Here is a 19,763-nt window from a genome sequence, read left to right on the forward strand (position 1 = left end):
AAAAAGCGGCTGGAATAAAACTAATTGCGTTCATTTTTTAAAAGCCTTCTCAAAAAATGAACGCAATTTTTCTATCAATATTGACAAAATGTGCGTCAAAAGGTTACTTGTTCCGCTTAGTCGAACTAATTGCAGACATGCCGGTTAAGAAATAGGTAACAGTGTCAGCAACGAGGGTGGACCCGGTCAGAGTTATTGGTGCAATTGCACACACTAAGGGTGGTTGAATGAATGGTTGTCATTATTTTGATTAACCGTTGGTTGACTTATGAAGATAAGCTTAGTATTAAGTCAAAAAAGATGGTTCTAGGCGGTTAATCCTAGAGCCATCTTTTTGAATGAGTCGTTTAAGCAGGTGTCACCACGTATTTTTCGTAGCGTTGGGCATCGACAGTGTTGAGTTCCACTGTTAATTGGGTGCCATCAGCTAAGTAATCCGTTTTGAGAATGTTGGCGTGGTCATTTAAGTAGGCCACTACTTCACCATCATTGAATGGGATTAATAACGTCGTTGTCACGTAATTCTTAAAGACTTTGGCTTTGATCATACTGGTCAAAGCTTGTAAGGAGGCCTCATCACGCGCCGTATAGATGAGTTGATCATCTTGCTGGTTTGGATAGTCAGCTTCGGTTAAATCAGCCTTGTTGAAGGCGTAGATCATTGGCACATCGTGGACGCCGATTTCTTTGAGCGTCTTTTCAGTGGTCGCCATCATTTCCTTGTAATGGGGATCTGCGTAGTCGATGACTTGAATGAGTAAGTCGGCATTGGCAGCTTCGGCTAGCGTTGAACGGAAGGCGTTGATCAAGTTATGCGGCAAGTCGCTGACAAACCCGACTGTATCACTGAGCAGTAACTGCTTATTGTCAGGGAAGGTTAACTGACGAATGCTAGTATCCAACGTTGCGAAGAGCATGTCTTTTTCGAAGACTTGCTTGTCTTCACCCTTACCGAATAATTTGACTAAACCATTCATAGTCGTTGACTTACCAGCGTTGGTGTAACCAACTAGTGCCACATTAGGTAGTCCAGCTTTATCGCGTTGCGACCGCCGCACCACTTCGTCTTTATTGAGTTCTTTAAGCTCATGTTTGGCATGGCTGATCCGGTCTTGAATTGTCCGGCGATTTAATTCCAGTTGCGTTTCACCGGAACCACGGTTGGTAAACCCGCCACCGCCACCAGCCGCCGCCCCGGCCTGTTGGTCAAGGCGGTTAGAGATACTCGTTCGTAATCGGGGCAGTTGGTATTGTAATTGGGCAATCTTAACTTGCAATTTGGCTTCCTTGCTCCGCGCACGGTTACCAAAAATCTCTAAGATCAGACCAGTGCGGTCGATGATCTGAATGTCCGTTTGTTCCTCTAAGTTGCGCACCTGACTAGGGGTCAGATCCGCGTTGATGACCATAATGTGCAAATCGTTGGCGGCTGCGACTTCTTTGATTTCGACAACTTTACCTTTGCCGAAGAAGGTGGCCGGGTTGGGTTTTTCCAATCCCTGGTCAATTCGCAGGGCCGCGTGCATATTATTGGCTGCAACGAGCGCTTCTAGCTCGGACATGGCGTAGTCGTAATTGGCGACCGTTTTAGACATGCCGGCAATGATGACTTCTTGTACTTTTTGAGCGTTGGTTTCAGACATACACTCACTCCTAACGTGTTATGATTGCATTAAGTATAACATGTCTAATCAAAATATTAAGATTTCGGGCATTAGGGAGGCAATTAAATGGGATATGTGCTTAAATTGCGTCAACAAATTGGTCATCAGCCATTAGTAGTAGCGGGGGCGGCGATGCTGGCTCAAAACTCAACGGGAAAAATAGTGTTGATCTATCGAACGGACAATCATTGCTGGGGATTACCAGCTGGGTCAACTGAACCCGGTGAGACAGTTCAGCAGACGGCCCGCCGAGAATTAGAAGAAGAGACGGGATTAACTGTGGGTGAGTTAACGCTCATTGATGTCTTCAGTGGTCCTAAGATGCACTACCAGTATCCTAATGGCGATGTCATTGACAGCGTCACAACGTTATATCGCGCCAACACGACGGGTGGTGAGTTGATTCAAGCCACCGATGAGACGAGTACCGCAGCATTTTTCGCTTTAGATGCTTTGCCGACACCGTTGACGCCACTAACAAAATGGATGCTATGTGGCGAGTAAGCTTGACCATGCGAATGGGATTTGCTATAGTGGATTGAAATATTAAGATGAATTGTCACCGGACAACGTTAACTCAACTTCCTTAGGTCATTGTGGAAGTGGGGTGGACGTTGTCCGTTTTATTTTGAGGAGGAATTGATAATGACGTGGATTTATTTAGTTATTGCCGGGTTATTTGAAGTGGTTTGGGCCACGATGATGAAATTAAGTAATGGATTTAGCCATTTGGGCTATACTGCCGCCACGGTGGTAGGTATGATTTTGAGCTTTGGCTTTTTAGCGTTGGCAACTAAACACTTGCCGTTGAGTATTGCGTATCCTATTTGGACTGGAATCGGCGCGGTTGGTGCGATTATTGTTGGCTTAGTTTTCTTTAAGGATACAATCGCTCCCATCACGTGGGTCTTCGTTGCAATGCTGATCATCGGCATTATTGGTATCAAGGTCACGAGTTAGGATTGGGTGGTTGTGTTAGTGGGTTTGCTGTTCGTCAGCATTTGCTCATCAGCGAAGCGTCCAACAGCGTCTAAATATTTTCATAAAAGAATTTTCACAACCATGAAAGCGGTGTTATAATGGCCCTAGAAGTTAAATGAATATTTGAATTATTCTTAGACTTCTTCCGACCGGAGATAGACGCACTGTTGCCAAGACTTTACGGAATCTACCTGTTACACCCGCGACACTCGGTCAACGCACTACCTCTCGGAGGGTATCTTTAGTTTCATAAGTAATTTCATGTATAGTCTTGGTTGAGTATATCAAATAGTGAAAGAAGTGACGTCTGATGATGATGTATCCGTATCTGAATTTAGGCCCCAGAGATGGCGGCTTGATAATTGCAGCTGCTATTATGTTAGCTTTAACAGTAGTTTTTAATTGGTCAGTCTGGGAACTTTTGTTTGCTGTTGTGGCAGTCGTAATTGCGTTCTTAGCAGGAAGCATGAAACCGTCTAAGAAGAACGTGCTGGCTTTTTTGAAAAAATAGTTTGAATTAGGGTAGCATACCTTGAATTCTTGGAGATTTCAGACACGTCTTTAATCAGCAAGGTTTAAGGACATCATTGATAAGACAGCCTAGTTGGTTCTCTGTCAATCGATGTTGCTCATAGTTCTACGGGTGCTTAGCCGTGCAACGGCCAGCACCTTTTTTAATTCGAATATTTTTAATAAACTGTGATTAAAATACAGATAAAAATACCTGTTAAAGATACCTGCTAAAGATACCTGCTGCCAGTAATCAAGTTTTTTACTTAATTACCTACAACAGATATTATAGAACCGACATTTTAGCGCCAATAGCAAAACGCCCGCGACCAGTTAGTGGTCACGAGCGTTTTGCTTAATAAGTCATATTATAAGTGTTGGTTGATTTTTACGTCGGCCAAGTCCTGTGCATAAGCGACGACGCGAATTTGATCGCCATCGACATCGATGCGGGTGACACTCCCGTTTTTGGGACCGTTCGTGATGTCGATTTCGGGGGCGAAGCGTGCGACCATGCTGCGGATGGTCGTACCGTGGGTAACCACGAGCACCTTTTGATGGTGATCGTGGTGGGCTTTCAAGTAATCAAAACCCTGGTTGATTCGTTCCCAATACATTGCGTTGTCTTCGGCTTCGTGCCAAGGGTCGATTTCTCGCATCAGATCGCGAGTTTGGTCAATATGCACGTGTTCAAGGAGTTCATGCATACTTGTGACACCATACTGGCGACCAACTAATGACCAAGTTCGACTGGAATCGTCGCCTTCAAAGTAGCCGTAAAAGACTTCTCGAAAGTTCATTAACGTTTTAAAGGGCTGTTCAGTTGCGCTCGCTGCCTGCCGGATCAGTTGTGCGGTGTCAATCGCTCGCTTGGAATCACTACTGTAGAAGTAGTCAAAATCAGTATTGGCGAGTGCGCGCCCGACCTTGGTAGCTGTTGCTTGGCCGTATTCAGTTAATGGTGAATCAGACCAACCTTGCATGCGATTGTATAAGTTGAAAAAAGTCTGTCCGTGACGGACAAAGTAAATTGAAAATTGAGCCATGCGCTTCTCCTTATTTAGTCGAGGTGGTCTTTGCGGCCAAGATAGTCTAACGTAACATCGTTGTCACTAATCGTGAATTTCGTGACGCTCCCATTTTGGGGCCGTGCGGGCGAAGTTAGGTCAGCAAAACGAGCGGCGATACTGTAAATCGTATTTCCGTGGCTGACGACGAGGACTTTGTCACCATCGTGATGTTTAGCGCGTAACGTATCAAGACCACCATTGACCCGCTGCCAGAATTCGGCGTTGTTTTCAGCGCGATGGAATGGATCGGCCTCTTTGCAGAAATCCTTTGCTTTTTCGATCCCGTATTGTTCAATAATTGCGGACAAACTAGGTGCTTGATGGGGCGCGCCGACCATGAACCAGGTTTGCGATGTATCATCACCTTCAAAGTAGCCGTAAAAGGCTTCGCGAAAGGCGGCCATTGGTTGAACTGTCAAGTCAGCGTTACCGCTAGCGGGAAGGATCAACTCCGCAGTGCGCATCGCTCGCGTCATGTCACTCGCGTAGACGGCGTCAAAGTCAATGCCATTGAGCATTTTGCCCGCGTTACGGGCGTCTTGTTCGCCGACCGTTGTTAAGGGGGAATCACACCAGCCTTGCATCCGGCGGTACTTGTTAAAGTAAGTTTGACCATGACGAATCATGTAAACGGAAAAAGTTGCCATTATTTACTCCTCTGCTAATGTTCAAAACTAAGTCACAATGAATTTAGTTTACCATAAAAAGGTGCTGCCTTTAATTAGCGGTTGCTAAGGCTTGCCGAATTTGAGCGGCCGTTTGCTTATTCCCCGTAAAGATTAAGCGGTCACCATACATGATCGTTGTATTCCCATTGGGTGCAATCAGTTTGCGATTACGAATGACTTGACTGATCGTAATATCCTGTGCAAATTGTAGGTTCTTAATTTGGACATTCGTATAGCGATGGTTGAGTACTCGTACTTCATAAATACTATTTTCAGTATCATTGAGCAAGAGTAAGGTTGATGGGGACTCAATTAAGGCCCGCAACAATGTGATATTAGCTTCTGGGGTATTGTAGACTTCGACGCCGAGTTCTCGAAGTTCATCTTCGTGTTCGTTGAGCACATTGCGGTCTTCAAAACGAACGATAATTCGGCGTACTCCGTATGCTTTGGCCGCCTTAGCAAGCTCGTAATTACGCTCAGCATCGATATGGCCGAGAACTAAAATATCCGTGTCAAATACGCCATGATCCTGTAAGTCCTGAGCCGTGAAGTTTTCCATCAAGGTCACTGGAACTTGCGCGTGGTAAGTCTGATAATTTTCAGGATGATTTGTGTACATCGCCACGTCGTACCAGCCCTTACGTAGTTGTTGGGCAACGGGTACGGTGCTTAAGTTAGCGCCGATAAAGTGGACCGCCGTTTTGACCAAGTCTTCTTTTTCAGCCGAATAAAACTTGTTAAAAATCAGGGGTGAGATGACACAAGTGAGTAGCGCTGCGAGTAGGAAAGCGCCGGACTGGTCACTAGTAATCGTCTTCATCGACTTGGCAACTCGCAGGACGGCTAATACCATTGTCATTGTCGTTGCAGTCAGCGCGGTACCGGCTAAAGCGTTGGCTTGTTTGAACCGTAATTTTAGGACCCAGTAACCACCAATCTTGGCAATCATGTATGCTAAGAAAAATAATGGAATTAATAGTAGCGTTTTGCCACTAGTAAGTAATGTCCGCAAGTTCAAGTCGACCCCGGTCGTAATGAAGAAAATCGGGATGAAAAAGCCATAACCAATGGCGTCCAAGCGTTCGCGGGTCGTTTCACTTGGATTCAAGAGTTTTAAGACAATCCCGGCCACAAAGGCACCCAGAATGTTTTCGGCACCAACTGATTCAGCTACCGTGACCATGGTCACGATTAGGAAGAAGGCCAACCGAATATCTAATTGGGTGGTCGATTTATTAATATTTTGATAGAAGCGGAAAAACGGCTTGAAACGTAAGAGTAACAATGCCGCAACGGCTAAAATAAGTAATAGTAGCCAGAGACTTTGTGAATTACTCCCGTACACGGATGCGTAGAGTGTCAACCCCATCATCGGCACGAGTTCACCAAACACGGAGATTAACAGAATCGTTTGTCCAAAGGCTTTACTAAGTAATTCTTGTTCCTTCAAAGCCGCAATTACAATGCCAAGTGAAATCGTACCAAACAAAATAGCGGCGAGCCAGAAGTCGCTAAAGAGGCCACTGACCTTAAAGGCGGCTGCTAGCAGCAGTGATAAGACAACAATCGTGCCATAGGCGTACACTGAAAGCCGGACGGGCGAGTATTTCGGTGTGTTGACCGCATTTTTTTGCTCTAACGGTGTTAACGCCGTGCGCCGCTTCTTAAATAGGCTAAAGTCAATTTCAAGTCCACTTAAGAACAGCAGGACGATGACGCCAATTGTTGATAATTGTGAGATAAGGTCAGAAGTGTTCACAAAATTAAACACACTGGGCCCAATCACGATGCCGACAATGATTTCCATGACGGCAGTTGGCAAACTATTAATTTTGAATTTAGCCATGATGAGCGGAATTAATAACGCTGCTAATAAAATAATGACTAAGGAAACTTGATCCATGAATAAATACCTCAATTCGTTTTAGTACACGCGGAGCTGATCGTCATCAAAACCCCAGAATGCTTCGTTAGCGTGACCGTCAGTGAAAACTTTCAGAATTTGGTCAACACCGGGTGCTAATTTATCGGGCGTTAGTTGGTCTAATGGTTGCCAGCTAATAGCCCCTTCGTATGAACCGGCTAATAAATCACCATGATAGTGACTGGTAGTGTATAAGGTGCCAAGTGACACGTCGCCGTCTTCGTTTTCGACCCAAGTGACAGTGCCAACTAATTTTAATTGATCAACACTTAGACCGGTTTCTTCTAAGACCTCGCGTTTCATTGCCGCAACTTGCGATTCCCCACGATCGACGTGGCCGCCGGGGAAAGTCAGGCCTGACCACTGAGCGTCGATTTTATTTTCAACGAGGACGTCGCCAGTCTTGGGATTGGTAATGAGGCACATGTTGACGAGTTCTGCCCGAACGGTCCGGTCGTGGTGTTCATGCTGATCCTTAGTGGCTAACCAGTCTTGGGCCTTGTCATTAATGCTGGCCATGAATGCTGCTTTCGTTTGTAGGTAGGCTGCGAGATCGGCTTGCCCATTGCGCACACCTTTTTCGCGAATGGCAGTATACTTGCGGCCGTCTGTCCGGTGCGCATTGAGATAATCCCGGAAAGTGAGTAATTGCTGATAATGCTGTTCATCAGTTGTAATGATAACGTGGATGTCGTTAGCAGCTAATTGTGTTGCGTAAGTGTGTGTCGTTCCGGCGACCGGTCGTGCGTGTAACGTAGCTACGGCAGCCGCCTGATCTTTAACAAGCAGTGCTAGGTCAATTGTTGGACGCGCCAATAATTGGGGCATGGCCGTACTACCCACGTGACTACTTTTTAATAGATTCGCCTGTAATTGCTGGCGTAACAAGGTTTGATACTCGGTTGCTTGTTTTTGCCAGTCAGATTGATAGGTGGTTAATTGAATTGGTTGCATAGAATCCCTCCGCTCATTAAAAACGTTAAAGTCATTGAAAGGATACACTTTTTGAGTGGTTTTGAAAAGGAAAGACGTGTTTTTCAAAGCGAGAAGCAATAAAAAAACACGATTGCAGATCAACCGTGTTGTGTGTGGCGCTTATTTGAGATTGAGTGTTGTCCGTTGTCGCCAGGTCTTAATCAGTGCAACCACCGCGGCTGGGATGAGCGCGGCGGCCATAATTCCTAGAAAACAGAGCGAGAGGTGGTTCTGTACAAAGCTGATCGAGCCAAAGAAGTAACCAAGTGAACAGCCGACACTGACCCAGATACCAACGCCAACTAAGTTCCAGATAGCGAAGGTCGGTTGCGGCATTTTAGCTGCCCCGGCACTCAGCGGGACAAAGGTCCGCACGAGTGGAACGAAGCGGCCAAACATGACAGCTTTGGCGCCATACTTAGCGAAAAATTGTTGTGCGCGTTGTTGCTTGGATTGGGGAAGGTGGCGTTGCAACCACGGTAAGCGAATCAGGTGGCGGCCAATTTCGAAATTGACAGTGTCGCCAATTACAGCAGCCACAAAGAATACGGGCACCAGAATCTGAATACTGAGGGCGTCGCTGTGAGTTGCAGCCATCGTGCTGGCGAGAAAGATCAATGATTCGCCGGGAAGAAATGGGAAAACGACCATGCCCGTTTCAAGAAAGATAACGGCAAATAATAAGATGTAAGACCAACTACCAAGCGTGGTTAATAGCGGGACGATACTTTGTTCTAAATGGGTTAAAATGGTTATTAAATTGACCAACGGCGCCACCTCCAATTTAAGTTGCATTTATTATAAGCGTCTGCGGATTGAAAAACAGATGTAACCGATTACATTTCATTCAGTTTAACACAATCGTAACTTTGGTAAACCAATGTTCAAACATTTTTACATAAAAAGGCAAAAATTAGCGTGTGACATGGGTTATTAATTGAGTCGGGCCGCTGATAGTGATAAAATTATTGTTCGATATTTAGGAATGGAGGGCGTTCAATGGCTAAGTCAATTAAAGCTGCAGAACAGGAACACTTAGATCATGTGGTTGCGAAAATTAAGGTGGCTGAAGAGCAGCAAAGCCAAACCATTACGCGCTCGGAACAGGATCAGGCCGACATCAAGCGGGATTTGCTGAATAACATCAATATTAAAACGGATAGTTACGAAGGCATGATGGAGACTGGACTGTCCGTGCGCCAGCAACAGCAAATGATGGATGAGCGGCAAAATAGTTGGAAACATGCGACTAAACAGTTGTCGACCTTGAAAAAGTTGGAAAAGAACACTTATTTTGCGCGACTTGATTTTCATGAGAACGGTGAACCGAAGCCCGAAACCATTTATATTGGGCTAAGTTCGTTTTCCGATACACCGGATCACTTTTTGATTTATGATTGGCGGGCCCCAATTTCCAGTATTTATTACGACGGTGGTTTGGGTCACGTGACTTACCAGACTCCAGATGGTGAGCAGACCGTTAACGTGAAGTTGAAACGCCAACTGATGGTGGAAGATGGTCAAGTTGTGACTGTCTACGATACTGATGAAGCTGTGGGCGATTCGATGTTACTCGAAGTGTTGGACGAAAAGTCTGACGTGAAGATGAAGAGCATCGTCACAACAATTCAAAAGGAACAAAATACGATTATTCGTGATACGAGTTCCGACCTCTTGTTCGTGCAAGGGGCGGCTGGCTCTGGAAAGACGTCGTCAGTGCTGCAACGTGTCGCCTACTTGTTGTATCGTTACCGGGGTAATTTGACGGCTGGCCAAGTTATCTTATTTTCACCTAACCAGTTATTTAATGACTATATTAACCAGGTTTTGCCAGAATTGGGTGAGCAAAACATGGTCCAAATGACTTATTTCCAATATGCCTCATACCGGCTACCCCATATGCAGGTCGAGACGTTACAGCAACGATTTGAAACTGAAAACACACCGCAAATGGCGAAGATTACTAAGTTGGAAGGTAGCTTAGCCTTTTTCAACGCGGTTACCACGTATGGCCGGCATTTGGAACAAGCCGACATGCGGTTCCGCAATGTGACGTTGAATGATGAAGTGATTATTTCCCGGGAAAAGATTAAGTCAATCTACTATTCTTTCAATGAGAACTACCACTTAGCGAACCGTTTGTCAGCAACTAAGGAAGAATTAATCAAGATTTTGAATCGCAAGGTTGAATCGGAGATGCGTTCTAAATGGGTTGAAGAAGCGGTCCAAGACTTATCGCGCGAAGAAATCAATCAATTGTATGGCAATCAGCCGCGGGAGTTTAAGAATGGCGATAAAGAATTTAAGTTTCTAGCGCGTAAGATTGTGATGCAACGGCTTGGCAAGGCCCGGACACAAATTGTCCGCAATCGTTTCTTGAGTATCAATATGCAGTACGCGCATTTCCTACGTGAAGTGCCGAAGATTATTAAGCTGGCAGATTACGGAATTTCCACGGCTGACTGGGATGCTACGGTTGAACGTAAGCTGGCTGAAATTAAGGACCGGCATATTTCTTTAACGACCGTTTCGGCCTATATGTATCTGCATGATTTGATGACGGGGAAACATGGACAACGCGACATTCGGTTTGTCTTTCTGGATGAGATTCAAGATTACAACGCCTTTCAGCTAGCGTTCCTGAAGTTTAGTTTTCCAAAAGCGCGCTTTACGATGTTGGGAGATTTAAATCAGGCCATCTTTACAAAAGAAAATAGTCATTCGTTAATTAATGAATTGGCCACGCTATTTAACCCAGAAAAGACGCGGGTCGTACAGTTGACCAAGTCTTACCGCTCGACCCAGCAAATTACCGATTTTACTAAAGAAATTTTGGTGAATGGTGAAGCCGTGACCGCCTTTGACCGCCAAGGGGACTTGCCAAACGTGGTTGTGACAGCTGATTTTGAAGCGGGTGTTGATCAAGTGGTCGATCAATTAGCGATGAATGATTCTGAACGGGATACAACGGCAATTATCGGAAAATCTTTGGCTGAATGTAAGGCCTTGACTGAAGCGTTGAAGGCGCGAGGTGAGAAGGTCACGTTGATCCAAACAGAAAATCAACGGTTAGCTCCTGGCGTCATCGTCGTGCCGTCGTTCTTGGCCAAGGGATTGGAATTTGACGCGGTGATCGTGTGGAATGGTAATCAGGAAAATTATCAGCGTGAAGATGAACGGCAGTTACTATACACGATTTGTTCACGGGCGATGCACGAGTTAACGGTGGTCGCAGTTGGTAAGTTATCACCATTATTGACGCGTGTGGACCACAGTTTGTATACGTTGAATGAAGCAAAAGTTTAATTAGCAATATGATGAAAGCACCGCCTCCAGTTAGTGAGGTGGTGCTTTTTGTGAATAAAATCTTAAGGCAATCAATGGTAATGAGTATTAAAACAATTATCAGATTGTGTCGAAATATAAAAGAAAACGCTGTCATCATCAGTAGATAAGCGTTAAAATTAGTTCATCAAGTAGACGAATCGGTTGATGATCGAAATGGTTTAGTGCCGACTGCGACTACAATATCGTGAAGATGCTAACAATTAAACAGAAAGAATTGTTAGTAATTTGAGGAGGACGTGACTATGTCAATTACTGAAATGTTAGGCATTCAATATCCCATTTTTTCTGGTGCGATGATGCGGATTGCTACTCATGAATTAGTTGGAGCAGTTTCGGAGGCTGGTGGTCTCGGTGTTCTTGGTTCTGCAGGCCTAACCGCTGATCAATTGCGGACCGAGATTCGGGCAACTCGTCAGCTGACAGATAAGCCATTTGGTATCAATTTAATGTTACAGATGAAGAATTGCCCTGAACTGGCACAGGTCATCATTGATGAAGGCGTTAAGGTCGTCACGACCGGTGCGGGTAACCCGACTTCATATATTCCACCGTTACATGCGGCTGGTATTAAAGTGATTCCGGTGATTGCTTCGGTCCACCATGCTCACAAGATGGTGGCAGCCGGTGCGGATGCGGTGGTTGCGGAAGGTCAAGAATCAGGTGGACATATCGGTCAAACGTCGACAATGGCGTTATTGCCACAAGTCGTGGATGCCGTTGATATTCCAGTGATTGGTGCCGGTGGTGTCGGTGATGGTCGTTCAATCGCGGCGATGTTTGCACTGGGCGCGCAGGGTGTGCAATGTGGTACGATCTTCTTGACCGCTGAAGAATGTCCGGTTCCCGCTAGTTATAAGCAACGGGTACTGGCAGCCAGTGATACGGATACGATTGTGACTGGTCGCAGCCAGCGTGATCCCGTCCGTGCGTTAACTAACCCGATGCTAACGCAATACTTGCAATTGGAGCAAACTAACGCGCCGGTAGCAGAATTGCACGCGTTAGCGGACGGTTCATTTGCGAAAGCTGTTGAAGATGGCGATATGGAACATGGCACCCCAATGGCCGGCGAAGTGGCTGGAATGATGACAACTATTCGGCCGGTTAAGGAAATCATTACTGATTTGTTTAGTCAGGCTCAGGAAGTCGTGACACAGTTAAAAATTGAATGATGAACATTAAGATCGCTCGGCACTAGGCAATTATGATCTAGTATCGAGCGATCTTTTACTAATGGTTTTCAAATTAGATGGTCACTTTATTTCAATTTTAATCAGCGTTTGATAAGGGTTTCATGTTATAATCAACCCATTAATTTAGTAATGGTGGCAGACAGAAATTATGGAAGATCAGATGAACTACTATCGCTTTTCGCGAGAACAGTGGAAGCAATTTTACCGTAACAATCAACACCAAGTACCGTTGACCGCAGACAACTTACACGAAATCAAGGCGTTTAATGACCGGATTAGTTTGGATGATGTCCGGGATATTTATATGCCATTCGCGCATTTATTGCAGGCCAAGTATGAGCATTATTTATCGTGGCGGGAAACGGAGTCCGTCTTTTTACATCGGCAGAATCGCCAATCACCGTTTATCATTGGCGTGTCTGGAAGTGTGGCGGTCGGTAAAACGACGACGGCTCGGCTATTAGAAATATTATTTAAATATTTATATCCGGATCGGCGAACCCAGCTGATTACGACGGATGGTTTCTTATATCCCAATGCTGAGCTTAAAAAGATGCAGCTGATGGAACGCAAGGGCTTTCCAGAAAGTTATGATATGACGCGGCTAATCCAATTTTTAAATGATGTGAAGAGTGGTAAGCCTTTGGCGAAAGCGCCGGTGTATTCACATCAAACCTATGATATTGTACCGAATCGTTTTGACGTAATCACACATCCCGATATTTTAATTATCGAAGGTATTAATGTGCTGCAGCTACCTAGTAATCAAGCGATTTATATTAGTGATTTTACTGACTTTTCAGTGTATGTGGATGCGGATGCTGACCTAGTCGAGGATTGGTATTTGGAGCGCTTCAAGGCGTTAATGAAGACCGCTTTCCAAGACCCGTCGAACTATTTCTATCCATGGGCAATTGGTGACCCCAAGGATGCGATGGCCATGGCTGAACGGGTGTGGGAAGAGGTTGATCTAAAAAACTTGAATGATTATATCTTACCAACCCGTAATCGTGCGGATTTAATTTTACACAAAGTTGCACATCATGTGATTGATGCCGTGTATTTCCGCAAATATTAGCACCTAAGAAATTTCTCATACTGGTTGACCGAACGTTTAGAAATCAGTATGATAGACCTATTGAGCATTAATTAATCCAAAGGAGTGAACAACTTGGCAAAAACGGATACTGCGTCTTTCGATTCCATTTTGGTATTGGATTTCGGTAGTCAGTATAATCAATTGATTACTCGACGCATTCGCGATTTCGGCGTTTATTCGGAATTACTTCCGAATACGATCACCGCTGAAGAAATCAAGGCCCGTCACCCGAAAGGGATTATCTTTTCTGGTGGCCCCAACAGTGTTTACGATGATGGCGCCTTTCGGGTTGACCCGGAGATTTTCAAGTTGGGCTTACCAATCTTGGGGATTTGTTACGGGATGCAACTGATGACCTACACGCTTGCGGGCGGGAAGGTGGAATCAGCTGATAACCGGGAATACGGCAAGGCGAACATTAACGTGACGAGCGACTCGGCAACCCTGTTCAAGGGTACACCAGCTGAGCAGTCAGTGTGGATGAGTCATGGTGACTTGGTGACCCAAGCACCTGATGGCTTTGACGTGGTGGCCACTTCTAAGAACTGCCCAATCGCGGCAATTCAAGATGTTGACCGGAAGTTATATGGGATTCAATTCCATGCTGAAGTTCGGAATACGGACTACGGTAATGATATTCTACGGCACTTTGCATTTGACGTTTGCCAAGCTGAAGCTAACTGGTCAATGGATGATTTCATTGATATGCAGATTGAAAAAATCCGCGCTGAAGTTGGCGACAAAAAGGTCTTACTGGGACTTTCCGGTGGGGTTGATTCCAGTGTCGTCGGTGTGCTGTTGCACAAGGCCATTGGAACGCAATTAACCAGTATTTTCGTTGACCATGGTTTGCTACGGAAGGGCGAAGCTGATCAAGTTATGGCGAGCCTAGAAGGTAAGTTCGGTTTGAACATCATCAAAGTTGATGCTAAGGACCGTTTCTTAAGCAAGTTGGCTGGTGTCAGTGATCCTGAACGGAAACGTAAGATCATTGGTAACGAATTTATCCAAGTATTTGATGAAGAAGCCACGAAGTTAAACGGGATGGAATTCCTCGCACAGGGGACCCTCTATACCGACGTGATTGAAAGTGGGACTTCAACGGCCCAAACAATCAAGTCACATCATAACGTTGGTGGTTTGCCAGAAGACATGCAGTTCAAGTTGATTGAACCGCTACGGACGTTATTCAAGGACGAAGCACGGGAACTCGGTGAAAAGCTAGGGATGCCGTCTGACCTTGTTTGGCGGCAACCATTCCCAGGCCCTGGTCTCGGAATTCGGGTTATTGGTAAGATTACGGAAGATAAGTTAGAAATCGTGCGCGATAGTGACTTTATCTTACGTGATGAAATCAAAAAAGCCGGCTTAGACCGTGAAATCTGGCAATACTTCACCGTATTACCAGGTATCAAGTCAGTCGGTGTCATGGGTGACGGCCGAACCTACGATTACACCGTTGGTATTCGGGCCGTAACATCAATCGACGGTATGACCGCCGACTTTGCACGTATTCCATGGGATGTCTTACAAAAGATCTCAGTGCGGATCGTCAATGAAGTCGATCACGTTAACCGCATCGTGTACGATGTTACGAGCAAGCCACCTTCGACAATTGAATGGGAATAGGATTTATTGAAATTCAATGTTTTCTATCCCATTAAATCGCGATTCGTAAAGGTTTCAAGGTTTAACAAGGCTGATAAATTTAAAGAGAATCGCTAAAAAAGTGGTACCGAAAATGGTACCACTTTTTTTATTTTGAATAGTATATGGTACAAAATAAAAAATCGTATTGAAAGCTATCAAAGATAAAGATACTCCGTTTACGAGAGCATATATTAGGACAGTCGGACAAGCGTCAATATCAGTGTGTACTGGTTTAACTAGTCGATTTCTATCGTTAACACATACGTTCTTTTCGGGCTGATATTACTAACTGATTGCAGATTGGACTATGCTTGTGGTTGGCTAAAATGCTTTAATGAAGCTAAGTATAAAGATCCACCAATAATTGCGAGAATGCCGCCAATCCAACCTAAGAATGGAATAAGCGCGATTGCACCACCGACAATTAGTAAAACGCCTGCTGCAGTACCGACACGCTTATCACCTTTATAATAAATTAATGCAATAATTCCTAGTGCTAAAATAGCAATTTTTAAGATGTTTAGGAAAGCGGCCGTACCAGATGTACTTGATACCGATCCAGTGGCAGCGTCGTTTAGAACGCCACCAGCAATAAACCAGCCCCCGAATAATAAGATAATACCGCCAACTAGCCCTACAATCCCGTTAGTAAGTGCTAAATTTTTTGTCTTCATGTTGAAGCTCCTCCCTTTATTAACAGCTTTTCATGTCGATCAGTTTATTGGACATAAGTTGTTGAAGCCTACCCAAACCATTAATCCCCGTATTGATAGGTTAATTTTTCGTATAAATAAACAAAGGTGACCAGTATTCTTGCCGATAAGTAAAATTCCCATAAGCGCGCCCAAGTAACTTGATTCGAACATTAAGATATCTCATCGTAAGGGGGTGACAGTCGCGGTTAGCCTTATTCCCAGAAGATGACGGCCATTGCTACTCGTACTTGTTGGCGTTCTTCTTCCGTAAGTTTTTCGCCCCCGTATGTCATCGAATCCACATGAGCTGCGAGCAATTCTTTCAAGTCAATGGTATCTTTTCTGGCAATCCATTTAGGTGCGCTATCTTCACCCAGCAGGTAGTCGGTCGTCACATCATATAGCTCTGCAATCTGTTTAAGCATGTTCAAGTCTGGCTCATTCGTGCCATATTCATAGTTGGCATATCGCTGCATACTGCTCAGCCCTAGTTTCCTGGCCACCTCAGTTTTTGACCAGTTCCGACTGTCACGAAGATTAATTAGTCTTCGAATGAAGTTGTTTTGTGTTTTTGCTGGCATGTTATAGTCTCCCAATGAACGTATTGTATAATATTTAAACGTAAAATTTATATTTTTAAATAAAAAATTTAATAAATAACTTATTTAAATAAACTATTTAATATAAAGCGTGGTTTATTTATATGAATTAATTTTTTATTAATTATAATGCATTCAGGTTGTTGGGACAAAATAGATTGGTATCAAGTGTTATCTAGATGATGGTTCTATTCCTAGGATGCTACTAGATTTGGATACGACTTTTCGCCCTTTAATATATACGGAGATGATGATTTGGAATATCGGCAGAGTTCTCCAAACAGATAAATAATTAAAAATAGGTGGTTAGACTTAAAACGATCACTGTTTTCTGATGATTGTGATTTTTTAAGATAGACTGGTCAAATAGTGCAATCATAATTTCACTCTGAAGAGGTGATTGTTCACAATCAAATGGTCTTCATTATGGTATTATGGCAAGGACACTAGTGGATGTTTAGTCAGCTTGGCGGACTAATCCAAAACGAGCTGAAAAGCTGATGTAAACATATAAGGAGGTTGGAAAATTTTGAAATCGAATCGTTCTATTGTCACCTGGCTCCTCAATATCGTTAAACTAATTGGTCTATTCGCACTATACCAACTCGCCATGATTCCCACGATGATGCCAGCAATTCGACGTGGATTCTCAGCTACGGCAATCTTAGTCGCCGGAGTGGCAAGTTTAGTTTTGCTCGGATTACTCATTTGGTGGCTGGTAACGATTTATCGTCGCCAAGCGCCAATCGTGACCAATTTATCACGACCGGCACGTCCGGCGTTAACAATAGTGGGCCTATTTATCCTGGTTGAGTTAGGCAACGTGTTGGCGGGACTTATTGTGAAACAGACTCCTGAAAACCAAGTGATTTTGGACAAGGTATTTACTACTAGCCCAGTCATTAATGTTGTCCTGATGGCAGTACTGGCACCGATTGTCGAAGAACTGATTTTTCGCGGGCTAATGTATCGCTGGCTATTCCCACGAGTCACGAATCGGGTGACTTTCGCTGTGGCATTAGTCTTTGCGAGTTTGTTATTTGCATTCGCCCATACGTTATCGTTTAGCCCTGCGCTACTAGCCTACTTACCGATCGCCGTCGTGCTGACTTTTACGTACGTGTGGTTCAACGATATTCGCTATAGTATCGCCTTGCACATTATCAATAATTCGTTAGCCATGGTTGGCATGTTGACCTTACTTTCACGGTAAAATAGGTTATCCTACCGGTGTAGTAATTAACATGCGCATATTGGTCGCGTGATATGTAATGATTAAAACGATTAGAAACAGGCAACGTCCAGATTTTGGGCGCTGTCTGTTTTATTAATAGCGGTGCGGTTGATGTAGTGGTAACGATTGTTTGGTCACTTAATAACATTAAACAGTTCAGTTATATCAAGAATATGATTATGATACACTTTTCGATGGAGGTGGCGAGATGCGTACAATTACACCAATTGAGAATAGTCGTCGACATGAAGAGTTTTGTCCACTGGATACAACTTTGAGTATCTTGTCGGGTAAATGGAAATCAATTATAATCTGTCGGTTAATGGGAAATTCGCAGCGCTTTTCGTCCTTATTAAAAAGCATGCCGGGTTGTACCAGTCGAATGTTGGCGATGCAACTAAAGGAATTAGTTGCGGATCAGATTGTTAGTCAACAAACGGTCGCTAATCATTCAGTTTATGAGTTAACGAGCACTGGAGTATCGCTAGTTCCAATCGTTAAAGCAATGGATCGATGGGGAAAGGCTTATCTTGAAACGCTACAGTTGGCGTAGCTTAGACTGAGTATGGGGCCTCATTATTAGCCGCCATTTTCAACACTACTAACAAGCAAAAAAACTGCTCGCAGGAATCTTCGGAGCAGTTTTTTAATACGCATTAAAAGCTGAGTGTCTCAAAGCTAATCCGAATAGTGGTTAAGTGCGTTCGCAATCAGTACAGCGCTTAATAAAGCCACGGCCGCCACAATCGTCACTGCGGAAAAGCCAATTTTAGTTAGAAGCAAGCCACCAGCGGCAGAGCCTAACGTTAAGCCGTAGTATAAAAAAGCACTATTAAATGACATGACAGTTGAACGATTGGACGGCACAATATTAACGATTGCTGCGGTTAATGCAGTGACACCCCAGCCTTGAGATAGGGCGAGCGCAACCAGAATGATTAGTAATATTGCTAAATGTTGTCCCCAGATGCCTAAGGATAAGACTAATGCAGCTGAAGCTAAGCCGTTAATCGTAACGCTGCGCTTTTTACCAATCAGTGCTATGAATTTACCAGCCAAAAAGTTCGCAATGAAATTAGCACTACCGTAAGTGATAAAGATGACGCCAGTTTGTGCAGTATTGAAATGAAAGGTAGCTGTTGCAAAAGTACCTAAGAAAGTATAAACGCCGTAAAATCCTGTCATCCAAGTTAACGTAATCAGTAGGGCGGCAATGGCGTGCGGGTGTGGGCTAATACTTTAAAGCTTGTAAAGTAACCAGCGGGCTGAATATTTTGACTCGGCAATGGAGGTACGGCAATCGTCAAAATCAATAACGCAAACAAAGTTAGTACGGATGAGCCCCAGAACGCCATATGCCAACTGCCGAGTTGTGCTAGCAAAGCACCGAGTGGCACACCGACAGCGATTGATAATGAAAGTGCCGACATAACGATTCCCATAACTTGATCAAGCCGTTGACCATCAAAGTAAGTGCCAATAAAAGCCCAAACATTGGGGACAAATAAAGCTGCACCGATGCCAGCAATGGCACGGTAAAGATAGAATGTTGTCAAAGAGTTGGCTAGCCCACAAAGTAGTGTGCCTAATAGGAAAATACTACAGCCACTGATTAGCAAAAAACGTTTATTAAAGCGGTCACCTAATGGGCCGAATAAAGGTGCACCAATGGCATAACATAGTGCGTAAACGGTCACCCCGTAAGCTGCGGTGTTCGCGGCTACATTAAGGCTAGTTGCGATGGCGGGGAGCAGTGCCGAAATAATAAACGCGTCGGCACCAGTGACGAAGACCCCGCAAAAAAGCCCGATAATAAGTAAGCGTTCAGTATGTTGGTTACGGCTAATGATTTGATTGAAGATAGGACTCACTCCTTTTGAATTGGCAGCTGTATGTGATAATTAGGAGTCTACGAGCCTCATAACCGAGAAACAAGTGAATAAAAGTATACTAGCGGTTGTCGTTAATCGTATAAGGATAATGTCACAGAAGTGCAGTTTGTTTTTGAAATAATCAATCTAATTGTTATTAGCTGGCTTTGAATTAGTTACTATTGATGAATGAAATAGTTTTATACTATAAAATAAAATTAGTGGTAAGTATTCGAGCTTTGCTCATTTTCAAGCTGGTGATAGAAAAAAGCTGGCTGG

Annotated in this window: 19 protein-coding genes; 9 read left to right on the top strand and 10 right to left on the bottom strand. The window is 44.2% G+C overall.

Annotated elements, in window-relative coordinates; translation table 11 throughout:
* Positions 1-347: 347 nt before the first annotated feature.
* On the bottom strand, positions 348-1,643 hold the full coding sequence (hflX, locus tag LP667_RS03500) for a GTPase HflX (RefSeq protein WP_021730168.1): 1,296 nt from the start codon (positions 1,641-1,643) through the stop codon (positions 348-350).
* An 87-nt stretch (positions 1,644-1,730) separates the two neighbouring features.
* Here hflX and LP667_RS03505 point away from each other — a divergent pair, with 87 nt between their 5' ends.
* From LP667_RS03505 to LP667_RS03515, 3 genes are all read left to right on the top strand, one after another.
* On the top strand, positions 1,731-2,168 hold the full coding sequence (locus LP667_RS03505; protein WP_021730169.1) for an NUDIX hydrolase: 438 nt from the start codon (positions 1,731-1,733) through the stop codon (positions 2,166-2,168).
* A gap of 141 nt (positions 2,169-2,309) precedes the next feature.
* Positions 2,310-2,624, top strand: a complete 315-nt coding sequence (locus LP667_RS03510) for a DMT family transporter (RefSeq protein WP_021730170.1) — start codon at positions 2,310-2,312, stop codon at positions 2,622-2,624.
* A gap of 331 nt (positions 2,625-2,955) precedes the next feature.
* Positions 2,956-3,156 carry a hypothetical protein gene (locus tag LP667_RS03515; protein WP_056988362.1) on the top strand — a complete coding sequence of 67 codons (201 nt, stop codon included), beginning with the start codon at positions 2,956-2,958 and terminating at the stop codon, positions 3,154-3,156.
* Positions 3,157-3,523: 367 nt separating this feature from the next.
* Here the strand turns inward: LP667_RS03515 and LP667_RS03520 are convergent, their stop codons facing one another.
* The 5 genes from LP667_RS03520 to LP667_RS03540 form a co-directional block, all read right to left on the bottom strand.
* Entirely contained in the window at positions 3,524-4,201 is a 678-nt protein-coding gene (locus LP667_RS03520) for a histidine phosphatase family protein (RefSeq protein WP_021730171.1), read from the bottom strand.
* A gap of 14 nt (positions 4,202-4,215) precedes the next feature.
* On the bottom strand, positions 4,216-4,872 hold the full coding sequence (locus tag LP667_RS03525) for a histidine phosphatase family protein (RefSeq protein WP_021730172.1): 657 nt from the start codon (positions 4,870-4,872) through the stop codon (positions 4,216-4,218).
* A gap of 70 nt (positions 4,873-4,942) precedes the next feature.
* Entirely contained in the window at positions 4,943-6,799 is a 1,857-nt protein-coding gene (locus LP667_RS03530) for a cation:proton antiporter family protein (protein WP_021730173.1), read from the bottom strand.
* A gap of 21 nt (positions 6,800-6,820) precedes the next feature.
* The gene (locus LP667_RS03535; RefSeq protein ID WP_021730174.1) at positions 6,821-7,774 is read right to left on the bottom strand and encodes a GrpB family protein; all 954 of its coding nucleotides are present in this window, start codon (positions 7,772-7,774) and stop codon (positions 6,821-6,823) included.
* Between the two features lie 141 nt (positions 7,775-7,915).
* A complete protein-coding gene (locus LP667_RS03540) occupies positions 7,916-8,590 on the bottom strand; it encodes a DedA family protein (protein WP_033609202.1) in 675 nt (224 codons plus the stop codon).
* Positions 8,591-8,794: 204 nt separating this feature from the next.
* Between LP667_RS03540 and helD the strand changes: the two genes are divergently transcribed.
* The 4 genes from helD to guaA all read left to right on the top strand — a co-directional run bounded on the left by helD (position 8,795) and on the right by guaA (position 15,064).
* Positions 8,795-11,101, top strand: coding sequence for an RNA polymerase recycling motor HelD (gene helD / locus LP667_RS03545; protein WP_056988363.1), 2,307 nt, complete (start codon positions 8,795-8,797; stop codon positions 11,099-11,101).
* Positions 11,102-11,385: 284 nt separating this feature from the next.
* Positions 11,386-12,315 carry a nitronate monooxygenase gene (locus LP667_RS03550; protein ID WP_021730177.1) on the top strand — a complete coding sequence of 310 codons (930 nt, stop codon included), beginning with the start codon at positions 11,386-11,388 and terminating at the stop codon, positions 12,313-12,315.
* A 169-nt stretch (positions 12,316-12,484) separates the two neighbouring features.
* Positions 12,485-13,414, top strand: a complete 930-nt coding sequence (gene coaA, locus LP667_RS03555; protein WP_021730178.1) for a type I pantothenate kinase — start codon at positions 12,485-12,487, stop codon at positions 13,412-13,414.
* Between the two features lie 93 nt (positions 13,415-13,507).
* Complete coding sequence (gene guaA / locus LP667_RS03560; protein WP_082618913.1) at positions 13,508-15,064, top strand: glutamine-hydrolyzing GMP synthase; 1,557 nt, start codon at positions 13,508-13,510, stop codon at positions 15,062-15,064.
* A gap of 326 nt (positions 15,065-15,390) precedes the next feature.
* Here the strand turns inward: guaA and LP667_RS03565 are convergent, their stop codons facing one another.
* Complete coding sequence (locus tag LP667_RS03565) at positions 15,391-15,759, bottom strand: hypothetical protein (RefSeq protein ID WP_021730181.1); 369 nt, start codon at positions 15,757-15,759, stop codon at positions 15,391-15,393.
* A gap of 233 nt (positions 15,760-15,992) precedes the next feature.
* Positions 15,993-16,361: a helix-turn-helix domain-containing protein gene (locus LP667_RS03570; protein ID WP_033609203.1), complete on the bottom strand. Its 369-nt coding sequence runs from the start codon at positions 16,359-16,361 to the stop codon at positions 15,993-15,995.
* 547 nt (positions 16,362-16,908) lie between these two features.
* On the opposite strand from LP667_RS03570, the gene LP667_RS03575 reads away from it, so the two are divergent.
* On the top strand, positions 16,909-17,592 hold the full coding sequence (locus LP667_RS03575) for a CPBP family intramembrane glutamic endopeptidase (RefSeq protein WP_021730183.1): 684 nt from the start codon (positions 16,909-16,911) through the stop codon (positions 17,590-17,592).
* Positions 17,593-17,821: 229 nt separating this feature from the next.
* On the top strand, positions 17,822-18,166 hold the full coding sequence (locus LP667_RS03580) for a winged helix-turn-helix transcriptional regulator (protein WP_033609204.1): 345 nt from the start codon (positions 17,822-17,824) through the stop codon (positions 18,164-18,166).
* A 125-nt stretch (positions 18,167-18,291) separates the two neighbouring features.
* On the opposite strand, the gene LP667_RS16955 is transcribed toward LP667_RS03580, so the two are convergent.
* Positions 18,292-18,798, bottom strand: a complete 507-nt coding sequence (locus LP667_RS16955) for an MFS transporter (protein WP_021730185.1) — start codon at positions 18,796-18,798, stop codon at positions 18,292-18,294.
* Positions 18,799-18,812: 14 nt separating this feature from the next.
* Positions 18,813-19,484, bottom strand: a complete 672-nt coding sequence (locus LP667_RS16960) for an MFS transporter (protein ID WP_021730186.1) — start codon at positions 19,482-19,484, stop codon at positions 18,813-18,815.
* Positions 19,485-19,763 lie beyond the last annotated feature (279 nt).

The organism is Lactiplantibacillus paraplantarum, assembly GCF_003641145.1.
Lineage (GTDB): Bacteria > Bacillota > Bacilli > Lactobacillales > Lactobacillaceae > Lactiplantibacillus > Lactiplantibacillus paraplantarum.

What these genes read in the sequence shown, in the direction of transcription:
- LP667_RS03515 (WP_056988362.1), top strand. Translation starts at nt 2,956, where the DNA reads ATGATGATGTATCCGTATCTGAATTTAGGCCCCAGAGATGGCGGCTTG.
- LP667_RS03525 (WP_021730172.1), bottom strand. Translation starts at nt 4,872, where the DNA reads ATGGCAACTTTTTCCGTTTACATGATTCGTCATGGTCAAACTTACTTT.
- helD (WP_056988363.1), top strand. Translation starts at nt 8,795, where the DNA reads ATGGCTAAGTCAATTAAAGCTGCAGAACAGGAACACTTAGATCATGTG.
- LP667_RS03570 (WP_033609203.1), bottom strand. Translation starts at nt 16,361, where the DNA reads ATGCCAGCAAAAACACAAAACAACTTCATTCGAAGACTAATTAATCTT.
- LP667_RS16955 (WP_021730185.1), bottom strand. Translation starts at nt 18,798, where the DNA reads ATGACAGGATTTTACGGCGTTTATACTTTCTTAGGTACTTTTGCAACA.
- LP667_RS03530 (WP_021730173.1), bottom strand. Translation starts at nt 6,799, where the DNA reads ATGGATCAAGTTTCCTTAGTCATTATTTTATTAGCAGCGTTATTAATT.
- LP667_RS03540 (WP_033609202.1), bottom strand. Translation starts at nt 8,590, where the DNA reads ATGCAACTTAAATTGGAGGTGGCGCCGTTGGTCAATTTAATAACCATT.
- coaA (WP_021730178.1), top strand. Translation starts at nt 12,485, where the DNA reads ATGGAAGATCAGATGAACTACTATCGCTTTTCGCGAGAACAGTGGAAG.
- LP667_RS03510 (WP_021730170.1), top strand. Translation starts at nt 2,310, where the DNA reads ATGACGTGGATTTATTTAGTTATTGCCGGGTTATTTGAAGTGGTTTGG.
- LP667_RS03565 (WP_021730181.1), bottom strand. Translation starts at nt 15,759, where the DNA reads ATGAAGACAAAAAATTTAGCACTTACTAACGGGATTGTAGGGCTAGTT.
- LP667_RS03550 (WP_021730177.1), top strand. Translation starts at nt 11,386, where the DNA reads ATGTCAATTACTGAAATGTTAGGCATTCAATATCCCATTTTTTCTGGT.
- LP667_RS03535 (WP_021730174.1), bottom strand. Translation starts at nt 7,774, where the DNA reads ATGCAACCAATTCAATTAACCACCTATCAATCTGACTGGCAAAAACAA.
- LP667_RS03520 (WP_021730171.1), bottom strand. Translation starts at nt 4,201, where the DNA reads ATGGCTCAATTTTCAATTTACTTTGTCCGTCACGGACAGACTTTTTTC.
- LP667_RS03505 (WP_021730169.1), top strand. Translation starts at nt 1,731, where the DNA reads ATGGGATATGTGCTTAAATTGCGTCAACAAATTGGTCATCAGCCATTA.
- hflX (WP_021730168.1), bottom strand. Translation starts at nt 1,643, where the DNA reads ATGTCTGAAACCAACGCTCAAAAAGTACAAGAAGTCATCATTGCCGGC.
- LP667_RS03580 (WP_033609204.1), top strand. Translation starts at nt 17,822, where the DNA reads ATGCGTACAATTACACCAATTGAGAATAGTCGTCGACATGAAGAGTTT.